Origin of the sequence: Rhizobium rosettiformans (assembly GCF_016806065.1) — a bacterium.
Classification (GTDB): domain Bacteria; phylum Pseudomonadota; class Alphaproteobacteria; order Rhizobiales; family Rhizobiaceae; genus Allorhizobium.
Genome location: NZ_CP032405.1, coordinates 2,578,090 through 2,595,545, shown reverse-complemented (window position 1 = coordinate 2,595,545; position 17,456 = coordinate 2,578,090). Strand labels below are relative to the sequence as shown.

General features: G+C 62.3%; 19 protein-coding genes. 11 read left to right on the top strand and 8 right to left on the bottom strand.

Going from position 1 to position 17,456, the window contains the following annotated elements; genetic code table 11:
* Positions 1-99 precede the first annotated feature (99 nt).
* The 3 genes from D4A92_RS12500 to D4A92_RS12490 form a co-directional block, all read right to left on the bottom strand.
* Complete coding sequence (locus D4A92_RS12500; protein ID WP_203013577.1) at positions 100-780, bottom strand: GntR family transcriptional regulator; 681 nt, start codon at positions 778-780, stop codon at positions 100-102.
* A gap of 107 nt (positions 781-887) precedes the next feature.
* On the bottom strand, positions 888-1,232 hold the full coding sequence (locus D4A92_RS12495) for an antibiotic biosynthesis monooxygenase family protein (protein ID WP_203013574.1): 345 nt from the start codon (positions 1,230-1,232) through the stop codon (positions 888-890).
* Complete coding sequence (locus D4A92_RS12490) at positions 1,229-1,558, bottom strand: NIPSNAP family protein (RefSeq protein WP_203013571.1); 330 nt, start codon at positions 1,556-1,558, stop codon at positions 1,229-1,231. The genes D4A92_RS12495 and D4A92_RS12490 overlap by 4 nt, the downstream gene beginning before the upstream one ends.
* Before the next feature lie 164 nt (positions 1,559-1,722).
* Between D4A92_RS12490 and D4A92_RS12485 the strand changes: the two genes are divergently transcribed.
* Both D4A92_RS12485 and D4A92_RS12480 read left to right on the top strand, forming a co-directional pair.
* Positions 1,723-2,409 carry an ArsR/SmtB family transcription factor gene (locus D4A92_RS12485; RefSeq protein ID WP_203013568.1) on the top strand — a complete coding sequence of 229 codons (687 nt, stop codon included), beginning with the start codon at positions 1,723-1,725 and terminating at the stop codon, positions 2,407-2,409.
* Positions 2,410-2,500: 91 nt separating this feature from the next.
* Positions 2,501-2,875 carry a DUF4440 domain-containing protein gene (locus D4A92_RS12480; protein WP_246753938.1) on the top strand — a complete coding sequence of 125 codons (375 nt, stop codon included), beginning with the start codon at positions 2,501-2,503 and terminating at the stop codon, positions 2,873-2,875.
* A 295-nt stretch (positions 2,876-3,170) separates the two neighbouring features.
* Here D4A92_RS12480 and D4A92_RS12475 read toward each other — a convergent pair whose 3' ends face one another.
* Positions 3,171-3,905, bottom strand: coding sequence for a carbonic anhydrase (locus D4A92_RS12475; protein ID WP_203013565.1), 735 nt, complete (start codon positions 3,903-3,905; stop codon positions 3,171-3,173).
* 217 nt (positions 3,906-4,122) lie between these two features.
* Here D4A92_RS12475 and D4A92_RS12470 point away from each other — a divergent pair, with 217 nt between their 5' ends.
* The 3 genes from D4A92_RS12470 to D4A92_RS12460 all read left to right on the top strand — a co-directional run bounded on the left by D4A92_RS12470 (position 4,123) and on the right by D4A92_RS12460 (position 5,861).
* Complete coding sequence (locus D4A92_RS12470; protein WP_203013562.1) at positions 4,123-4,467, top strand: DMT family transporter; 345 nt, start codon at positions 4,123-4,125, stop codon at positions 4,465-4,467.
* Positions 4,467-5,063 (top strand): TetR/AcrR family transcriptional regulator, encoded by a 597-nt coding sequence (locus D4A92_RS12465; protein WP_203013559.1) that lies wholly within the window; start codon positions 4,467-4,469, stop codon positions 5,061-5,063. Before D4A92_RS12470 ends, D4A92_RS12465 begins: the two co-directional genes overlap by 1 nt.
* Positions 5,064-5,171: 108 nt before the next feature.
* On the top strand, positions 5,172-5,861 hold the full coding sequence (locus D4A92_RS12460) for an HAD family hydrolase (protein WP_203013556.1): 690 nt from the start codon (positions 5,172-5,174) through the stop codon (positions 5,859-5,861).
* Positions 5,862-5,881: 20 nt separating this feature from the next.
* On the opposite strand, the gene D4A92_RS12455 is transcribed toward D4A92_RS12460, so the two are convergent.
* Entirely contained in the window at positions 5,882-6,802 is a 921-nt protein-coding gene (locus tag D4A92_RS12455) for a diacylglycerol/lipid kinase family protein (protein WP_246753937.1), read from the bottom strand.
* Between the two features lie 178 nt (positions 6,803-6,980).
* Complete coding sequence (locus D4A92_RS12450; protein WP_203013553.1) at positions 6,981-8,345, bottom strand: LLM class flavin-dependent oxidoreductase; 1,365 nt, start codon at positions 8,343-8,345, stop codon at positions 6,981-6,983.
* A gap of 119 nt (positions 8,346-8,464) precedes the next feature.
* Here D4A92_RS12450 and D4A92_RS12445 point away from each other — a divergent pair, with 119 nt between their 5' ends.
* Both D4A92_RS12445 and D4A92_RS12440 read left to right on the top strand, forming a co-directional pair.
* Positions 8,465-9,055 (top strand): helix-turn-helix domain-containing protein, encoded by a 591-nt coding sequence (locus D4A92_RS12445; RefSeq protein ID WP_246753936.1) that lies wholly within the window; start codon positions 8,465-8,467, stop codon positions 9,053-9,055.
* Positions 9,056-9,138: 83 nt separating this feature from the next.
* A complete protein-coding gene (locus D4A92_RS12440; protein ID WP_203013550.1) occupies positions 9,139-9,537 on the top strand; it encodes a hypothetical protein in 399 nt (132 codons plus the stop codon).
* A 55-nt stretch (positions 9,538-9,592) separates the two neighbouring features.
* Here the strand turns inward: D4A92_RS12440 and D4A92_RS12435 are convergent, their stop codons facing one another.
* Positions 9,593-10,147, bottom strand: a complete 555-nt coding sequence (locus D4A92_RS12435) for a hypothetical protein (RefSeq protein WP_203013548.1) — start codon at positions 10,145-10,147, stop codon at positions 9,593-9,595.
* A gap of 303 nt (positions 10,148-10,450) precedes the next feature.
* Here D4A92_RS12435 and thrC point away from each other — a divergent pair, with 303 nt between their 5' ends.
* From thrC to D4A92_RS12415, 4 genes are all read left to right on the top strand, one after another.
* Positions 10,451-11,857, top strand: a complete 1,407-nt coding sequence (gene thrC, locus D4A92_RS12430) for a threonine synthase (protein WP_203013545.1) — start codon at positions 10,451-10,453, stop codon at positions 11,855-11,857.
* Between the two features lie 20 nt (positions 11,858-11,877).
* Positions 11,878-13,176 carry a M16 family metallopeptidase gene (locus D4A92_RS12425; protein ID WP_203013543.1) on the top strand — a complete coding sequence of 433 codons (1,299 nt, stop codon included), beginning with the start codon at positions 11,878-11,880 and terminating at the stop codon, positions 13,174-13,176.
* 61 nt (positions 13,177-13,237) lie between these two features.
* The gene (locus D4A92_RS12420) at positions 13,238-13,849 is read left to right on the top strand and encodes a GNAT family N-acetyltransferase (RefSeq protein WP_203019940.1); all 612 of its coding nucleotides are present in this window, start codon (positions 13,238-13,240) and stop codon (positions 13,847-13,849) included.
* A complete protein-coding gene (locus tag D4A92_RS12415; RefSeq protein WP_203013539.1) occupies positions 13,846-16,758 on the top strand; it encodes an EAL domain-containing protein in 2,913 nt (970 codons plus the stop codon). The genes D4A92_RS12420 and D4A92_RS12415 overlap by 4 nt, the downstream gene beginning before the upstream one ends.
* 30 nt (positions 16,759-16,788) lie before the next feature.
* Here the strand turns inward: D4A92_RS12415 and D4A92_RS12410 are convergent, their stop codons facing one another.
* The gene (locus D4A92_RS12410) at positions 16,789-17,394 is read right to left on the bottom strand and encodes a YqgE/AlgH family protein (protein ID WP_006726783.1); all 606 of its coding nucleotides are present in this window, start codon (positions 17,392-17,394) and stop codon (positions 16,789-16,791) included.
* Positions 17,395-17,456: the final 62 nt, after the last annotated feature.

Below are 17,456 nucleotides of genomic sequence, written 5' to 3'. Positions count from 1 at the left end.
CCGATACGGCAGCGATCGAAGCAGGTGGAAGCTTGACATGTCAGCGAGGTCACCCCCACCCACCGCTTTGCGGCGCCCCCCTTAAGGGGAGGTGGGAGTTTAACCGACGATGGCAAAGCCTTCGGTTTCGGCGCGACCCGGCACAGGCATTGGCGCGCGGCCGATCCACTGGACGTGGCGCTCGAGAATGCGGACAGCCTCTGCAGGGTCGCCTGATTTCAGGGCTTCGAGGATGGCGCGGTGGTCGTGGTCGGTGCGGGCTTCCCAGGTGGCGCGCCAGGCGACGAAGAGGAAGCGGGCGGAGACGGCGTGGAGATCGTCGATCACGGACAGCAGTCGCGGCATGCCGCAGGTCGAGACGATCAGACGATGGAAGCGGCGGTTGGCCTCCTCCCAGCTGCGCACATCCTTGGCGTCGTCCGCGTCAGCTGCGGCCTGTTCGGCGGCGGCCAGCACCTCCGGCGTGAGGTTCGGGGCGGCGTGGCGGAGCGCCAGGACCTCAAGGGCGGCGCGCATCTCGGCCACTTCGCGCACCTGTTTCAGGTCGAAACTTGCGACCCGCACGCCCCGACGGGGCAGCGAGACGACCAAGCCCTGCGCCTCCAGCCGGCGGAAGGCTTCGCGCACGGGCACATGGCTTGCGCCGAATTCCTCGGCGATATGATCCTGCGCGAGACGCGATCCAGGCACCAGTTCGCCATGGATGATGCGCTCCGCCAGCGCGCGGCTGATGCGGCTCGCCACCGTGTCCTTCGAGGAATCGTCGCGCGTCTTGGGCATGGGTTCCTGCATAGTCAGCAGGTGGCGGCTTGTCGAGGGAGGCCGGTGTCGTGGCCCTTCAGTCGATGGCGACGACGTGCGAGCTGTGGCAATCACCTGTCCTCCTCTCACCCGTGCCGTGCGCGGCTGTCCTCCGGCGCCTCGGCACGATCCTCAAGACCGTAGTCGCGCAGCACTTGGGCGACGCGCAGGCGATAGGCGGCGAAGACACCGCTTCGTCCGGCGATCTGGGCAGCGCGGTGTTCTTCCGTTTCGCGCCAGCGGCGCACGGCCTCCTCGTCGCGCCAGAAGGACAGTGACAGGAGCTTTCCGCGGGTCGTCAGGCTTTCGAAACGCTCGACGGAGAGGAAGCCGTCGGTCGCTTCCAGCTGCTCTCGCAATTCGCCGGCGAGATCGAGATAGCGATGGCGCTCGCCGACGAAGGGCACCACCTCGAAGATGACGGCGATCATGGCTGAACCTTCGACGATGGCGAGCTGGAAACTTTCTTCAGGAAGAGGCGATCTTCCTCCAGGATGAAGCGGGCGTTCCTGGCGAATTCATAATTGGCCTTGCCGAGCGGATCGGCAGCAAGCCTTGCTCGGTAGGCTTCATAAGCTGCGAGGTTTTCGATGTTGTAGATGCCATAGGCCGTGCTCGCAGACCCCTCATGCGGAGCGAAATAGCCCACGAGGTCGGCGCCGCAGCGAGGGATCGCCTCGCCCCAGTTGCGGGCGTAAGTGGCGAAGTCGTCGCGACCAAAGGGGTCGATGCGGTAACGGATGATGCAGGTGATCATGTTGGCTCCTCGTGGTTTGCGAGGTGGGTTTGCCATGGCGACACAAGGCGATGCTTCGATCGGCATCGAAGTCTCGCAAGCATTGTGTATACTCGATAGTTCGACCGGGATCGAAGCATCGACTACACTGGACATGCGACTGCTACTGGCTCACGGAGACGAATATGGCGGAAGGACCTGATATCGCGCGCATCGCTTCGCTGATCGGCGATCCTGCCCGCTCCAACATGCTGTTGGCGCTGATCGGCGGCAAAGCGCTGACGGCAACGGAACTGGCAGGCGCTGCCGGCGTCACGCTGCAGACGGCAAGTTCACATCTGTCGAAGCTCGAAGAGGGTGGCCTGCTTGCCCAGCGTAAACAGGGGCGGCATCGCTATTTCGCGCTGGCGGATGATCAGGTGGGCGTGATGATCGAGAGCCTGATGAGTTTTTCGGCGACGCGCGGGCACCTGCGCCACCGCACCGGGCCGAAGGAGCCGGAACTGCGCAAGGCGCGGATCTGCTACGACCATCTGGCCGGCGATTTCGGCGTACGGATGCTGGACAGCTTGGTCACGCAAGGCGCGATCCGAGCTGAGGACGAGGCGCTGTCGCTGACGGCCGAGGGCGAGACCCTGCTCGCGGGTCAGGGTCTCGATATCGCCAGCCTCAGAGCCAAGCGGCGGCCGCTCTGTCGCGGATGCCTCGACTGGAGTGAACGGCGCACTCATCTCGCGGGCTCGCTCGGGGCGGCACTGCTCTCGCATTTCCTCGATCGTGGCCATGCAAGGCGGGTGGAGGAGAGCCGGATCATCCGGTTTTCACCCGAGGGCGAGCGGCGATTTCTGGCGATGTTTCCGGCAGCAGACTGAACGGACGCAGGTAGAAAAGGGAACAGAGCCAAGGCAGTTGCCCGTCGCGTGCAGGTAGCAGGTTAGACAATAGTGCCAGCGAGGTAAGACATTGACCAGCATTCCCAGCCTCGAGGAAATCCAGTCATTGGAAGAAGCCCTTCATCAGCCCGGCACGAGACGCTGCCGGCAAACTTTAGAAATCCTGCTCGCTGACGGCTTCATGGAAATTGGAGCGTCCGGGAGCGTCTACGACCGGACGACCATCATGGAACTGCTGGAGCGAGAGCCTGGAACCGGCGGAAACAATCTGGAGACAGCGAACTACGCATTGAAACCGATTTCCAGCGATGCTGTGCTGCTCACCTACGAGACCAAACGCTCTACAGCCAATGGTTCGTTGCAGTGTGTGCTGAGAAGCTCCATTTGGAAATATGACGGGTGCAAATGGCAAATGCTTTTTCATCAAGGGACAGTCAAACCTTGACGCGTAAGGCAACACAGTTCTCACCAACCTTTGTGCTCACCAGGTTTGGCGACCACTATCCTGCCGAGGGCGTGGGATACTTTGCGGCGCCTCGTTCTTAGGCTGCTTTCCCTGCGAAAGCATCGGCCACATCGCAAGTTCGTGCCGAGGATCGGCAGGTCAAGGCAATGACCGAGAGCCTGATGAACTTTTCCGCGAGGCGGTTTCTCCCGATGTTTCCGGCAGCAGACTGAACCGAGAACAAGCTGCGTACACCGGCGCTGGAGGGGGCATTACTGCCCCCTGCCCTCTTTGCTCAGATGTCTTCGATGAATTCGACTTCGCCACTGGCGATGTCATAGACGGCTGCCACAACACGGACCGCGCCAGAGGTCACCAGTTCGCTGACGATATGGCTTTCATCGGCGATGCGACGAGCGCCGGAGATCGCGTTGAGGCGGACCGTCTCGGCAACAAGCCCATCGCCCTTGTCCTTGGCGGAGAGCACGACGGGAAGGATCGGCTGAACCATCTTGCCGATCGAACCGCCGGGCACGGCACCCTTGGTGACTTCGTCGCAGGCGGCGGTGACGGCGCCACATTTGCTGTGACCCATGACGACGACCAGCGGCGACTTCAGATGTTCTGTTCCGTATTCGATCGTGCCAAGCGCACCGGTATCGAGCACGTTGCCGGCATTGCGGATGACGAAGAGTTCGCCGAGCGTCGAGCCGCCGAAGACCAGTTCAGGGCTGACGCGACTGTCCGAGCAGGTGAGGATCGTGGCCCAGGGCTGCTGGCCGCCGGCCAGTTCGCCGCGGATCGCCACAAGGTTGGAGGCGCAGGCTTCGGCATCCTCGACGAAACGCCTATTTCCCTGCTTCAGCCGCGCCAGCGCTTCTGCCGGCGTCGTCACCGATGAGCTGGAGGGCGCCGTGGCGGCGGCGCGCGCGGGCGCGCTGCCGATGAGGGCGGCCGTGGTCAGGCCGACGCCGGCGAGCTTGAAAAGGTTGCGACGGTTGAGACCTTGCGTTTCGCATTCCTGGCACATGCTGGATGTCCTGTTGATGATGGGGTGGCCGGACGGCCGAGGGCAAGCTCGCTCGCGGAACTCGGCGAAATTGTGATATGTTAATATTGTGTTCTATAATTAATTTTTGACCTCCTGCAGATTGCAGGGACCGCCTCGCTTTTGCATCCAGGGCGCGCTTGCCGAACAAACCGACCATACGGTATGTTTAAGCCGTCCCATTTCCGGAGCTCTGTCCATGAACCCCGTATTGACCGCCTATGGCGCACTCGCCGCCGCCATCGTGCTCGAAGTGATCGGCACCACCTTGCTGCAGAAGTCGGCGCAGTTCACCAAGCTTCTGCCGACGGCTGGCATGGTGATGTTCTATGTCGCCTCCTTCTACCTCTTGTCGCAAGCGCTGAAGGGCATGCCGCTCGGCATCGCCTATGCCATGTGGGGCGGGCTCGGCATCGTGCTGACGGCTCTGATCAGCGTGTTCTACCTCAAGCAGAGCCTGGACATGGCGGCGCTTGTGGGCATCGCCCTGATCGTTACCGGCGTCATCGTGATGAACACGCTGTCGAGCACGGTGTCGCACTGATGGCGGCCTCTCCCTCGCGCAGAGACAGAACGCTTTCCGCGCATCACCGCAAGAAACAGCCGGAGCAGGTGCGCCGGGCTTTGCTGGACTGTGCGGCGCAGATCGCTGCCGAACAGGGTGCGTCGGCGATCACCATCCAGGCAGTCGCCGAGCGCGCCGGGGTGACTAAGGGCGGACTGCTGCATCATTTCGACAGCAAGCAGGCGCTGCTGGCCGCCGTCTTTGAGGATCTTCTCGACAAGATGGATCAGGAAATCGACCGGACTCTGGCGGATGATCCCGCATCGCGGGGACGGTTCACGCGGGCCTATGTGCGCGCTTGCTTCTCGGACCGCCTGCTCGGCGACCGCAGCCTCTGGGGTGCGCTTTCGGTTGCGATCGTTTCGGAACCGGCGCTGCGCGCCCTGTGGTCGGCCTGGCTCGACGGGCGGATGGCGCGGCATGCCGAAACCGATGGCGATCAGCGGCTCGTTGCCGTGCGGCTTGCTGCCGACGGCGTGTGGCTCGCGGACATGATGGAGAAGGACGGCGGGCTCAAGCGCTACCCCCAGGATTTCGAGGTCGTGCTGCTTGCTATGGCTGAGGGTGGAAACTAGACGGCCCTGCGATCTTCAGCACGGCAGCCCTGCATGACGCGTGATTGTCCTCGCCCTCCCGATCGTGTAGGAAGCCGCCTTCTTCAGGACCACAGGACGGATATTTCCATGAGCGGCTTCGATCTCACCCTTTTCGATTGCGACGGCGTGCTCGTCGATTCCGAGATCATTGCGGCCAAGGTCGAATCGAAGCTTCTGACGGAGGCCGGTTATCCGATCTCGGTCGAGGAGATGGGCGAGCGCTTCGCCGGCATGACCTGGAAGAACATTCTCCTGTCGATCGAGAAGGAGATCGATATCCCGCTCTCGGCCAGCCTGATCGACAAATCGGAACAGCTGCTCGACCAGAGGCTTGCCCGCGAGGTGAAGGCGATCGAAGGCGTGCAATATGCGCTGGCGCGGCTCGCGGGTCCGCGCTGCATCTGCTCGAACTCGTCCTCGCATCGCCTCGACATGATGCTGACCAAGGTCGGCCTCAAGGAGTTCTTCGCCCCGCATATCTATTCGGCGAAGGATCTCGGTGCTGACAGGGTCAAGCCGAAGCCTGATATCTTCCTGCATGGTGCCAAGCAGTTCAATGTCAGCCCGTCCAAGTGCATCGTCATCGAGGATTCCGTTCACGGCGTGCATGCGGCGCGCGAAGCCGGCATGCGCGTCATCGGCTTTACCGGTGCGTCGCATACCTATCCTTCACATGCAGACCGGTTGACGGATGCCGGCGCGGAGACCGTGATTGCCCGCATGCAGGATCTGCCGGGCGTGATCGCCGCCATGGCCGAGTGGGAAGGCGCGTTCTAATTTTCTGACGATCGCCGGGCTCAGGTCCGGATGGTCAGTGCCTGGGGCAGGATTTCCGCGACGAAACCGCCCCGGATCGGCATTTCGCCGTCGATTTCGACGGGGAAACGCTTGGGATCGCGCGGCCGCACCTCGACGCGACGTCCTTTGTGAAAACTCAAGAGCGGATGGCCGACATGGCCGGCGGAATGCAGGCGTCCCAGTAAATTCAGAAGGCCGAGGATCTTTTCCTCGCGCATGACGGCGATGTCGAACAGGCCATCGGCGACATCGGCATCCGGCGTGATGTTCATGCCGCCGCCGAACCAGCCGCCATTGGCAATCGCCGCGATCGCCAGCAGACCCTGATGCACCTGCATGCCATCGATCAGCACTTCGAAATCATAGGGACGATAGCGCAGGATCGCGAGCGCCGCATGGACGAGGAACCGGACGGGACCGTTCAATATGCGTTTGCGCCCGGGCGCGTTCACAGCATCGACGATCTCGCCGGAGATGCCGACACTGGCGATGTTGGCGAAGTGGCGGCGCTGCTCGTGTCCGGATGCATCGCGGCTGACCAGCAGCCCGGCATCGATCCGGCGGACCGAGGCGTTTGTGATGTGCTCTGCGAGGGCTGCCGGATCGCTCGGGAGCTTGAAGTTGCGGATGAAATCGCAGCCCGTGCCGATCGGCAGAAAGGCGAGCGGCATCTCGGGGCGCGACGAGGTCAGCACACCATCGACGACATCGCTGATCGTGCCGTCACCACCTGCCACCACGATGACGTCATAAGGCCCCGCGGCAAGCTCGCGGGCGAGCCTGCGGGCATCCCCGCTGGAGCGGCTTTCATGGATTTCCAGATCCGGGAAACGATGGCGGAAGGCGGCAAGCAAGGGAGCCCATTGCTTCTGGCCGGCTCGGCCGCCCGCAATTGGGTTTCTCACGACAGCAATTTTCAACAAGGCCTCCCCGGGGACACCGCCTTGGTGCCCCACTCCCTCTCAATGCCAGCGCGTGCATCCCGAGGGGGCAGGCATGCTCCGCCATATGGATTGCACGCTAGCATCCGCCGAGCAGAGAGAGCAAGGCGAGGCACCGGCCCGGACCGATGCCTTGCACAACATGAGAAAGACGTGATCAGCCCCGCTGATGCCGGTGGGTGGAGGCAATGTGGCGATCGGTCAGACGGGCGTTGCCGAAGAGCTTTTCCCGCAGCGGCCCTTCGCGGTATTCGGTCTTGTAGAGACCTTTCTCCTGCAGGCGGGGTACGACCAGCTCGATGATGTCGTCAAAGCATTCCGGCACGACCGTGCGCGACAGGTTGAAGCCGTCGACGCCGGTGTCCTCGACCCAATCAACTAGCCAGTCGACCACTTGGTCGGCGGAGGCGACGAGCGGCGGCTGGCGGCTGCCGAGCACCATCTGCTCGATCAGCTTGCGCTTCGTCCATTGCGGTCCGGCCGCGCGGTCCATGGCCTTGATATTGGAGGTGATCGCCTGGCTCTTGCCCGTCTCGACCGGTTCGTCCATGTCGAACTTGTCGAAATCAATGCCCATCGAGGCGGCTGCATGGGTGAGCGCGGCCTCGGAGCTCACGTACTGGCGGTAGTCCTCGAACTTGTCGCGTGCCTCCTTTTCGGTGCGGCCGGTGACGATGGTGGCACCAAGGAAAACCTTGATGTCATCGCCATGCCGTCCCAAGCCCTCGGCACGCGCACGGATGTCGGTGACGATCTCGCGCACGCCTTCCTTCTTCTGACCGTTGACGAAGACACATTCGGCGTGGGTTGCGGCGAACTGTCGGCCACGCGGCGAGGACCCGGCCTGATAGAGCACCGGCGTTCGCTGCGGCGAGGGTTCGGAGAGGTGATAGGCATCGACCTTGTATTGGCGTCCATGATGATGGACGGGATGGACGCGCTGCGGATCGGCATAGACCTTTGCCGCCTTGTCAGCCACCACGGCGCCGTCCTCCCAGCTTCCTTCGAGGAGCTTGTAGATCACCTCCATGTATTCGTCGGCGAGATCGTAGCGATCATCATGGGCCATCTGGCCATCGAGGCCGATGGCGCGGGCCGCACTGTCGAGATAACCGGTCACGATGTTCCAACCGATGCGGCCACCGGTCAGATGATCGAGCGTTGCCATGCGGCGGGCAAAGAGGAAGGGCTGTTCGTAAGTGAGATTGGCCGTGACGCCGAAGCCGAGATGGCGGGTGGCCGCGGCCATGGCCGGAACCAGCATCATGGGGTCGTTGACCGGCACCTGCACGGCACCGCGGAGCGCCGGCGCCGGACTGCCGCTCAAAACGTCGTAAATGCCGACGACATCGGCGAGGAAGATACCATCGAACAGGCCCGCCTCCAGGCGTTTTGCATAATCGGTCCAGTAGGCGAGGCTCGTATATTCCATCGAGCGGTCGCGCGGGTGGCTCCAGAGTCCCTGCTGGATATGACCGACGCAATTCATGTCGAAGGCGTTGAAACGGATTTCGCGTGCCATGCTCGTATTCGTCCCTCTCTTTTGTCGACAGGCGGCGACTTGTGGATGCGCCGTCATCTATCGTATGTTCCCGTCCACTATAGAAGACGCAGCCGGATCATTTGGCAAGGGGCGAGATGATGAACACCGTGCACAGAGATGATGCTCACACCGAGGACCGCCAGGCGCGGGCGATCGCCGAGCGCGTCCGGCTGGAGCGGGAAACGCGTGGCTGGTCGCTTGCAGAACTCGCGGCGCGATCGGGTGTTTCGAAGGCGATGATCAGCAAGGTGGAGCGCTGCGAGGCGAGCCCGACGGCGACCGTGCTCGGCCGCCTCTCCGGCGCCTTCGGCCTGCCGCTTTCCGTTCTTCTTGCCCTTGCCGAACGCGAGGGGGATCGGCTGACGCGCCGCGAGGAGCAGCCGCTCTGGACCGATCCGGACACGGGCTATACGAGGCGCACGCTTTCCCCCGCCAATGGCGGCCAACTCGAACTTCTGGAAGTGGTTTTGCCGCCTGGTGTCCGAGTGCCCTACCCGGCCTCTGCCTTCAGCTTCCAGCACCAGCAGATCTACGTGCTCGAAGGTCGCCTCGACTTTATCGAAGGCACACGTAGCCATCAGCTTTCGACGGGTGACTGCCTGCAACTCGGCGCGCCCAGCGATTGCGTGTTCGTCAACGGCAGCGAGCAAGCAACCCGCTATCTGGTGGCCCTGACGCGGCGCTCATAGGCGTAGCCGATCGCATCGATGACGCTTTTCTTGTCCTAAACGTGACTGGATGCCATATTGCCTTGAAACCTGAGGATTTCGGCATGACTGGCATGGATGAGACCAAGCTGCTCGCACTGATTGAATCTGTCTTCAATGGCCAAAGGCGGACATTGAGCATGGTAGAGGCGGCTATCGAGAAATTCGGTTCCATAGAGATCGAAATCACGAAGCTCAATCGCAAGATGAACTCCCTGCATGAACTGGCGTCCCAACATCATAGCGAGACGTCCACCCGACTTGGTGCGATCATTTCCCGACTGGACGAGGCGGAAACCATGCTCGACGAGCGATCCCGCGACATCAAGCGCACCCAGATTGAAGTTGTCGGGCAGTACAATGAGGTGCTGACTGCACTTCAGGACGCCGCAAACGCGATGCGCATCGCGGAGGACCTGAACACTCGCCTCATCGCTGTCGAGAGCAAGCTATCGCTTGGTTGAGAAAGGGGTCGGATGAGACCCCAATCTTTCGACCAGCCGAATTCCCTTGAAAGGGTTACTTCTTCTTCGGCTGTTCGAAGCCGATGAAGACGCGGGCCGTGCCGGAGATATTGCCGGGAACGGTTGCCACCTTGCTGTAGATGAACTGCGTCGGCTGGTTCACGTCGGCAAGCGTCACGGCATACTGCTCGACCTCGTTGAAGACTTCCTGACCGCCATCCACGACAGTGACGCGCACCGGCAGATTGATCGTGCCGGCCTTGCCCTGCGGGCCTGCGACGAGGCGCCCCTGCACAAGCGCGTTGATCGTCAACGATGTTTCGGTGCGAGCGCAGGAGCGCGTGGTGTCGGCGAGCGAGGCCTGGAAGATGACCTGTTCGGCGTCACCATCCTTGCCGCGCGCATAGGTGCGATAGGAGGCGGTGCCGTCACGCAACGAGATCTGCGGGCAGAAACCCTGGACGAAAGCCTGCCGATCCGCGGCTGCAGCCGCGTTGCCTGGCTCCGATGGCGAAAGGCCAAGACTACTGCCGATACCGCCGGCATTGCAGCCCGAGAGAACCATCATCAGCGAGACGGCGACAACACCGCGCGACACGTTTACAGACACGAGACTTCACCTTCCGCATGCTCGGCCCAAGGCCGAAAAACAGTCAAACTTGAGGCTTTTCAGCGCCCTCGCGGATGGTCTATACCAGCGGCCACGACAAAAATCGATTGGGTAGCCGGCAATTTGCTTCAATTTTCGATGGACCTTCGAGAGCCGGCAGGAGTCTCCACATCAGCGCGGGCATGCAGGACTGCCGGGCTTGCGAAATCCTGGCCGGTGCACTGGCGCAAACGGGCAAACCTCTTTATCCGAAACGCCATAGATTTGACGGCGGCTTCGGCTCCGAATTCTTGAACTTTAGGGATGAGCGACGTGGAATATGTTTCGACCCGCGGCGAGGCCCCGAGCCTCGGCTTTTGTGACGCATTGCTGGCGGGCCTTGCCCGTGACGGCGGTCTCTACGTGCCGCGCGAATGGCCGCAGATGTCGAAAAAGGCGATCCGCGGCTTGCGTGGCAAGTCCTATGAGGACGTCGCCTTCGAGGTTCTGCTGCCCTTCACCAATGGCGAGATCGAGCCGGAGGTCTTCCGGGCGATGATCGACGAGGCTTACGCGACCTTCAAGCATCCGGCCGTGGCGCCGCTCGTGCAGACCGGGCCGAATTCCTTCGTGCTCGAACTCTTCCACGGCACGACGCTCGCCTTCAAGGACGTGGCGATGCAGCTGATAGCCCGGCTGATGGATCATGTTCTGGAACAGCGCGGCGAACGGGCGACGATCGTCGGCGCGACGTCGGGCGACACCGGTGGTGCTGCGATCGACGCCTTTGCCGGTCGCGCGCGCACCGACATCTTCATCCTCTTCCCCCACGGCAAGGTCTCTCCGGTGCAGCAGCGCCAGATGACCTCGTCGAAGGATGAAAACGTTCATGCCATCGCCGTCGAAGGCAATTTCGACGACTGCCAGAACCTGGTGAAGGCGATGTTCAACGACGTACCGTTTCGGGATCGCGTCGGTCTTTCCGGTGTCAACTCGATCAACTGGGCCCGCATCATGGCACAGGTGGTTTACTACTTCACCTCTGCAGTCGCGCTTGGCGCCCCCGATCGCAAGGTGTCGTTCACCGTGCCGACCGGCAATTTCGGTGACATCTTTGCCGGTTACGTCGCCAAGAAAATGGGCCTGCCGATCGACAAGCTTGTCATCGCGACCAACGACAACGACATTCTGGCGCGCACGCTGAAGACCGGTCGCTACGAAATGAAGGGCGTCTCCGCGACCACGTCGCCATCGATGGACATCCAGATTTCGTCGAACTTCGAGCGGCTGCTGTTCGAGGCCTATGGCCGCGATGCCTCTGCCATCCGTTCGTCGATGGAGGGGCTAAAGCAGTCCGGCGCTTTCGAGATCAAGCCGGAAGCTCTCAAGTTCATCCGCAAGGATTTCCGCGCAGGACGCGCGACTGAGAAGGAAGTGGCGAAGACGATCCGCGCCGTTCTCGACGAGACCGGCTACCTGCTCGATCCGCATACGGCCGTCGGCGTGCATGTCGCGAAAAAATTCGAAAAGCCGCAAAGCCCCATGGTGGTTCTGGCGACGGCACACCCGGCCAAGTTCCCCGCCGCAGTAAAATCGGCCTCCGGTATTGACCCCGCGCTTCCGGCGTGGCTTGCTGATCTGATGGACAGGGAGGAGCGCTTCGAAGTCCTGCCCGCGGAACTGAAAGCCATCGAAAGCTTTGTCGGTAAACAGGCGCGAGCAGTCAGGTAGGAAGTGCAGAAAGACGGACCATGAATGTTGAGTGCACCCGGCTTCCATCGGGTTTGACTGTCGTAACCGAGAACATGCCCCATCTGGAAAGCGTGGCTCTCGGCACCTGGATCAAGTCCGGCTCGCGTAACGAGACCGAAGCCGAGCATGGCATTGCGCATCTGCTCGAGCACATGGCGTTCAAGGGTACGAATACGCGCACGGCCCGGCAGATCGCCGAGCAAATCGAGAATGTCGGCGGCGAAGTGAACGCCGCCACCTCGACGGAAACGACCTCCTATTATGCCCGCGTTCTGAAGGACAACGTGCCGCTCGCGGTCGATATTCTCGCCGACATCCTGACGGACAGCGTCTTCGACGAGGAGGAACTGGAGCGCGAGAAGCACGTCATCCTGCAGGAAATCGGCGCGGCCGACGATACGCCAGACGACGTGGTCTTCGACCGTTTCTCCGAACAGGCCTATCGCGGCCAGACGATCGGCCGCAGCATTCTCGGCACGCCAGAGACGGTGCAATCCTTCTCCAGCGACCAGATCCGCGCCTATCTGTCGCGCAATTACACGACCGACCGGATGTTCGTCGTGGCCGCCGGCAAGGTCGACCACGATGCCTTCGTCAAGCAGGTGGAGCAGCGTTTCGCCTCGCTGCCGACAAAGCCGTCTGCGACGCCGGTGATGGATGCCGCCCACTATACCGGTGGCGAGTCCCGCGAGGAACGCGACCTGATGGATACCCAGGTCCTGCTCGGTTTCGAGGGCAAGGCCTATCACATGCGCGATTTCTACTGCTCGCAGATCCTCGCAAACATTCTCGGCGGCGGCATGTCGTCCCGCCTCTTCCAGGAAGTGCGCGAGATCCGTGGCCTTTGCTATTCGGTCTATGCCTTCCACTGGGGCTTTTCCGATACCGGCATCTTCGGCATTCATGCCGCGACCGGCGGCGAGAACCTGCCGGAACTGGTGCCCGTGATCATCGACGAGCTGCGCAAGGCATCCGACCATATCGATCAGCAGGAAATCGAGCGCTCGCGGGCGCAGATCCGCGCCCAGCTTCTGATGGGCCAGGAGAGCCCGGCCGCTCGTGCCGGCCAGATCGCCCGGCAGATGATGCTCTACGGACGCACCATTCCGAACCAGGAAATGATGGAACGGCTTGCCGGCATCACCACCGAACGCCTGACCGACCTTGCCGGTCGCCTGTTCTTCGACACGGTTCCGACGCTGTCGGCCATCGGCCCGATGGACCACCTGGTTCCGCTCGACGATATCAAGGGCGCGCTGACCACACAGCCTGCCGGTATCCGCAAGGCCGTCGGCTAAAGGCCGCCGGCATAGACCGCGACCGGCGGGGACCCCGCCGGACATCGCTTGGGGATTGACGATGACGCGCTCTGTGTTTCGGTTTCTGTCCCGGCAGCCGGATATGCCGGAGATTGCCAGCGAACATCATCTCCTTCGCCTGCCCCGCTTCCGCGATTTCGAGCAATGGCACCAGCTGCGCAAAGAGAGCCGCGCCTTCCTGCAGCCATGGGAGCCGTCCTGGCGCACTGATGAACTGACCGAGCGCGCGTTTCGGCAGCGTGTCCTGCGTAATGAACAGGAATTTCACTCCGGCATGGCTGTGCCCTTCTTTGTCTTCGATCGGGCCGAGAACACCTTGCTGGGCGGGCTTACCATCGGTCTCATCCGCCGCGGAGCGGCACAAAGCTGCATGATCGGCTACTGGATGGGCGAACGTCATGCCGGCCAGGGCCACATGTTTGCCGCACTTCAACTGGCTATTCCCTACATCTTCGGGCCACTCGAGTTGCACCGTATCGAAGCAGCCTGTATTCCGGACAACGTCAACAGCCTGAGGCTACTCGAAAAAGCGGGATTTGAGCGGGAAGGTCTTTTGCGCGATTATCTGAAAATCAACGGGGAATGGCGCGACCATCTGCTGTATTCCCGGATCGGCGGCCATAAGGCGCGGAACGGCAAGACGCCCTCATGACGAATACCCGAACCCTTTCGCGCGCCGTGCCTCGCCTCGCCGCCCTGTGGATTGCTGCGCTTACGACAGCCTATCTGTGCCTCGCCGCATCGGCGGCCTTCGCCGTCGAGCCGGTGAAGATTGCGCGCGACGACAACGCACTCGACCTCACGGCCACGACCGAGATCTATACGAACCAAGGCGAGGCCTTTCAGGTCTCGACCGCAGCCGGCGCTGATGGCATTCGCCGACGCATCGAGGTGCGCTCGAGCTCGCCGGAGCACCAGGGCGACTGGGCGGTCTTCGCGCTCGCCAATGTCTCGGAAGAACAGCTGGAGCGCGTCATCGTCGCACCGCATTTCCGTCTTTCCGGCTCCCGGATGTTCTGGCCGGATCTCGGTTCGCAGCGCATCATGGCGATCACGCCGTCGGAAGGCTTTGCGCTCGACCGCGTGCCAAGCCCCGATGCCGACGTCTTCCGCATCACGCTCAATCCCGGCACCGTCATTACCTTTGTAGCCGAGCTCGCGACGCCGGAATTGCCGCAGATCTATCTGTGGGAACCGGACGCCTACAAGGACACGGTCAACGCCTTCACACTCTATCGCGGCATCGTGCTTGGGATTGCCGGCCTGCTGGCTGTCTTCCTTACCATCCTCTTCGTGGTCAAGGGAACGTCCATGCTGCCGGCGGCGGCAGCGCTTGCCTGGGCGGTTCTTGCCTATATCTGCGTCGACTTCGGCTTCCTCGAAAAGCTGATCTCGCTCACCTCCTCCGACATCAGAATATGGCGTGCGGGGGCGGAGGTCGCGCTTGCCTCATCGCTCGTGATCTTCCTGTTCACCTATCTCAATCTCAATCGCTGGCACGTGCATCTCGGCTACGCGACGCTTGCCTGGATGCTTGGCCTGACCGTTCTCTTCGGCGTGGCGATCTTCGACCCGTCGATTGCGGCCGGCATTGCGCGTGTTTCCTTTGCGCTGACGGGCGTGGTCGGCATCGGTCTGATCATCTATCTCGGCTTCAATCGCTATGACCGGGCCGTGCTTCTGGTGCCGACCTGGGCCCTGATCCTCGTCTGGCTCTTCGCCGGCTGGCTGACCGTGACCGGCCAGCTTGACAATGACATCATCCAGCCGGCGCTTGGCGGTGGTCTGGTTCTCATCGTTCTCCTGATCGGCTTCACCGTCATGCAGCACGCCTTTGCCGGCGGCGCCTATCAGCAGGGCCTGTTCTCCGATCTCGAACGCCAGTCGCTGGCGCTGACCGGTTCTGGCGACACCGTCTGGGACTGGGACGTGGCGCGCGACCGCGTGGTGACGAGCCCTGACGTCTCGATACGTCTCGGCCTGTCGCCCGGCACCATGCACGGCCCTGCCCGCAACTGGCTGCCGCGCCTGCATCCAGACGACCGCGATCGCTTCCGCGCGACGCTCGACGTGCTGCTGGAGCATCGCAAGGGCCGCCTCAGCCACGAATTCCGAATTCGCGCCGAAGATGGGCATTTCCACTGGCTGAAGATCCGCGCACGGCCGGTGCTCGGCTCGAATGGCGAAGTCATCCGCTGTGTCGGCACGATCATTGACGTCACCGAGCAGAAGAACTCGATCGACCGGCTGCTGGTCGATGCCATGCATGACAACCTGACGGGCCTGCCGAACCGCGAAGTCTTCCTCGACCGGCTGCAGGCGATCCTGTCGCTGGCTTCCACCTCCGACAGCGTGCGACCCACCGTTCTTGCCATCGACATCGACCGTTACAAGCAGGTCAATGACGCTCTTGGCATCGCGGCCGGCGACAATATCCTGATCGCGATCACGCGCCGCCTGCGCCGGCTCTTGAAGCCTCAGGATACGCTGGCGCGGCTTTCCGGCGACGAATTCGGCCTGATCCTGGTGTCGGAAAAGGATCCGGCCAAGATCGCCGACTTTGCCGATGCCGTTTCCAAGGCGATCATGGTGCCGCTCAACTTTGCCAATCGCGAGATCAGCCTGACGGCCTCGATCGGCCTTGTCTCCTGGGTCGACCAGCAGGAAAGTGCCGCGAGCCTGCTTGCCGATGCGGAGCTTGCCATGTACCGGGCGAAACGATCAGGCGGCAATCGCGTCGAGCCTTTCCGCCCGGCGTTCCGCACCGTCAGCACCGACCGGCTGCAGCTCGAAACGGATCTCCGCCGCGCCATCGAGCGCAAGGAGCTGTCGATGGCCTATCAGCCGATCGTCAATCTCTCCAATGGCGAGATCGCTGGTTTCGAGGCGCTGATGCGCTGGGATCATCCGAAGCGGGGCAATATCTCGCCGACGGAATTCATTCCGATCGCGGAAATGTCCGACCTGATCGAGCCGCTCGGTATGTTCGCGCTGGAGCGCGCCTCCAGCGACCTGATGGAGTGGGAACGCCAGACCGGCGAGCTTCCGGTCTTCGTCTCGGTGAACCTCTCCTCGGCCCAGCTGATTTCGAGCGAGATCTATAACGACATCCGCGCCATGCTGGTGAAGACACAGTGCGATCCGAAGCGGATCAAGCTGGAGCTGACCGAAAGCGTCGTGATGGAAAACCCGGAACAGGCGCGCCTGATGCTGGAAAAGCTGAAGGACACCGGCATCAGCCTGGCGCTCGACGATTTCGGCACCGGCTATTCGTCGCTCGCCTATCTCACCCGCTTCCCTTTCGACACGATCAAGCTCGACAAGGCGCTGGTCTGCGACCAGTCGGACAAGAAGTCCGTGCTCTTGCGCTCCGTCGTCTCGATGGCCCGCGGGCTCGACATGCAGGTCGTGGCCGAGGGCATCCAGACCGACCAGGATGCTGCCGACCTCGCCATGATGGGCTGCGACTACGGCCAGAGCTATCTGTTCGGACCGCCGCTTGGCGCCGAGTCGGTGCTGAGGTTGTTGAAGGAACGGTTTCCGCTGATGAAGCGGGCGTGAGAGACGGAGTTACCGCCTCCCCGCCGGCCCTCAAGCGTGGCCGGCATCCATGGACAGCATCGCGGGATTGATGCCCATCAGCCCCAGCGCCCGGTCGTATTTGTTATCCAGGCTACGGTCGAAGATCAGGCTTTCGGTGGCCGCGCAATGCAGCCAGCCGTTCTGGGCGATCTCTTCTTCCAGCTGCCCCGGGCCCCAGCCGGCATAGCCGAGCAGCATGGTGGCGTGGCGGGGACCTCGGCCATCCGAGATCGCGCGGACGATGTCGAGCGTGGCGGTGAGCGAGATGTCGTCGCTGACGGGGATGGAGCTATCCGACAGATAGTCGTCCGAATGCAGCACGAAGCCGCGGTTCTGCTCGACCGGGCCGCCGCACTGGATGGGGAAATGCCGGGCGTGATCGGGCAGCATGATGGCATCGTTGCGGTCGATCAGCTCCAGATGCAGGAGGAGATCGGCGAAGGTCACCGATTGCGAACGGTTGATGATGAAGCCCATGGCGCCGGCATCGGAATGGGCGCAGATATAGACGACCGCGCGGGCAAAATTGCCATCGGGCATGCCCGGCATGGCAATCAGCAGCTGTCCATCCAGGAAGCCGCGTTCTCTCAGATCGGTTTTCGACGACAATGCCATGCCCGCCTCCTTGGTTCGCCTTGTCGGCAATCGGCTTCACGCGTGGTTCAGATGTAGTCTCC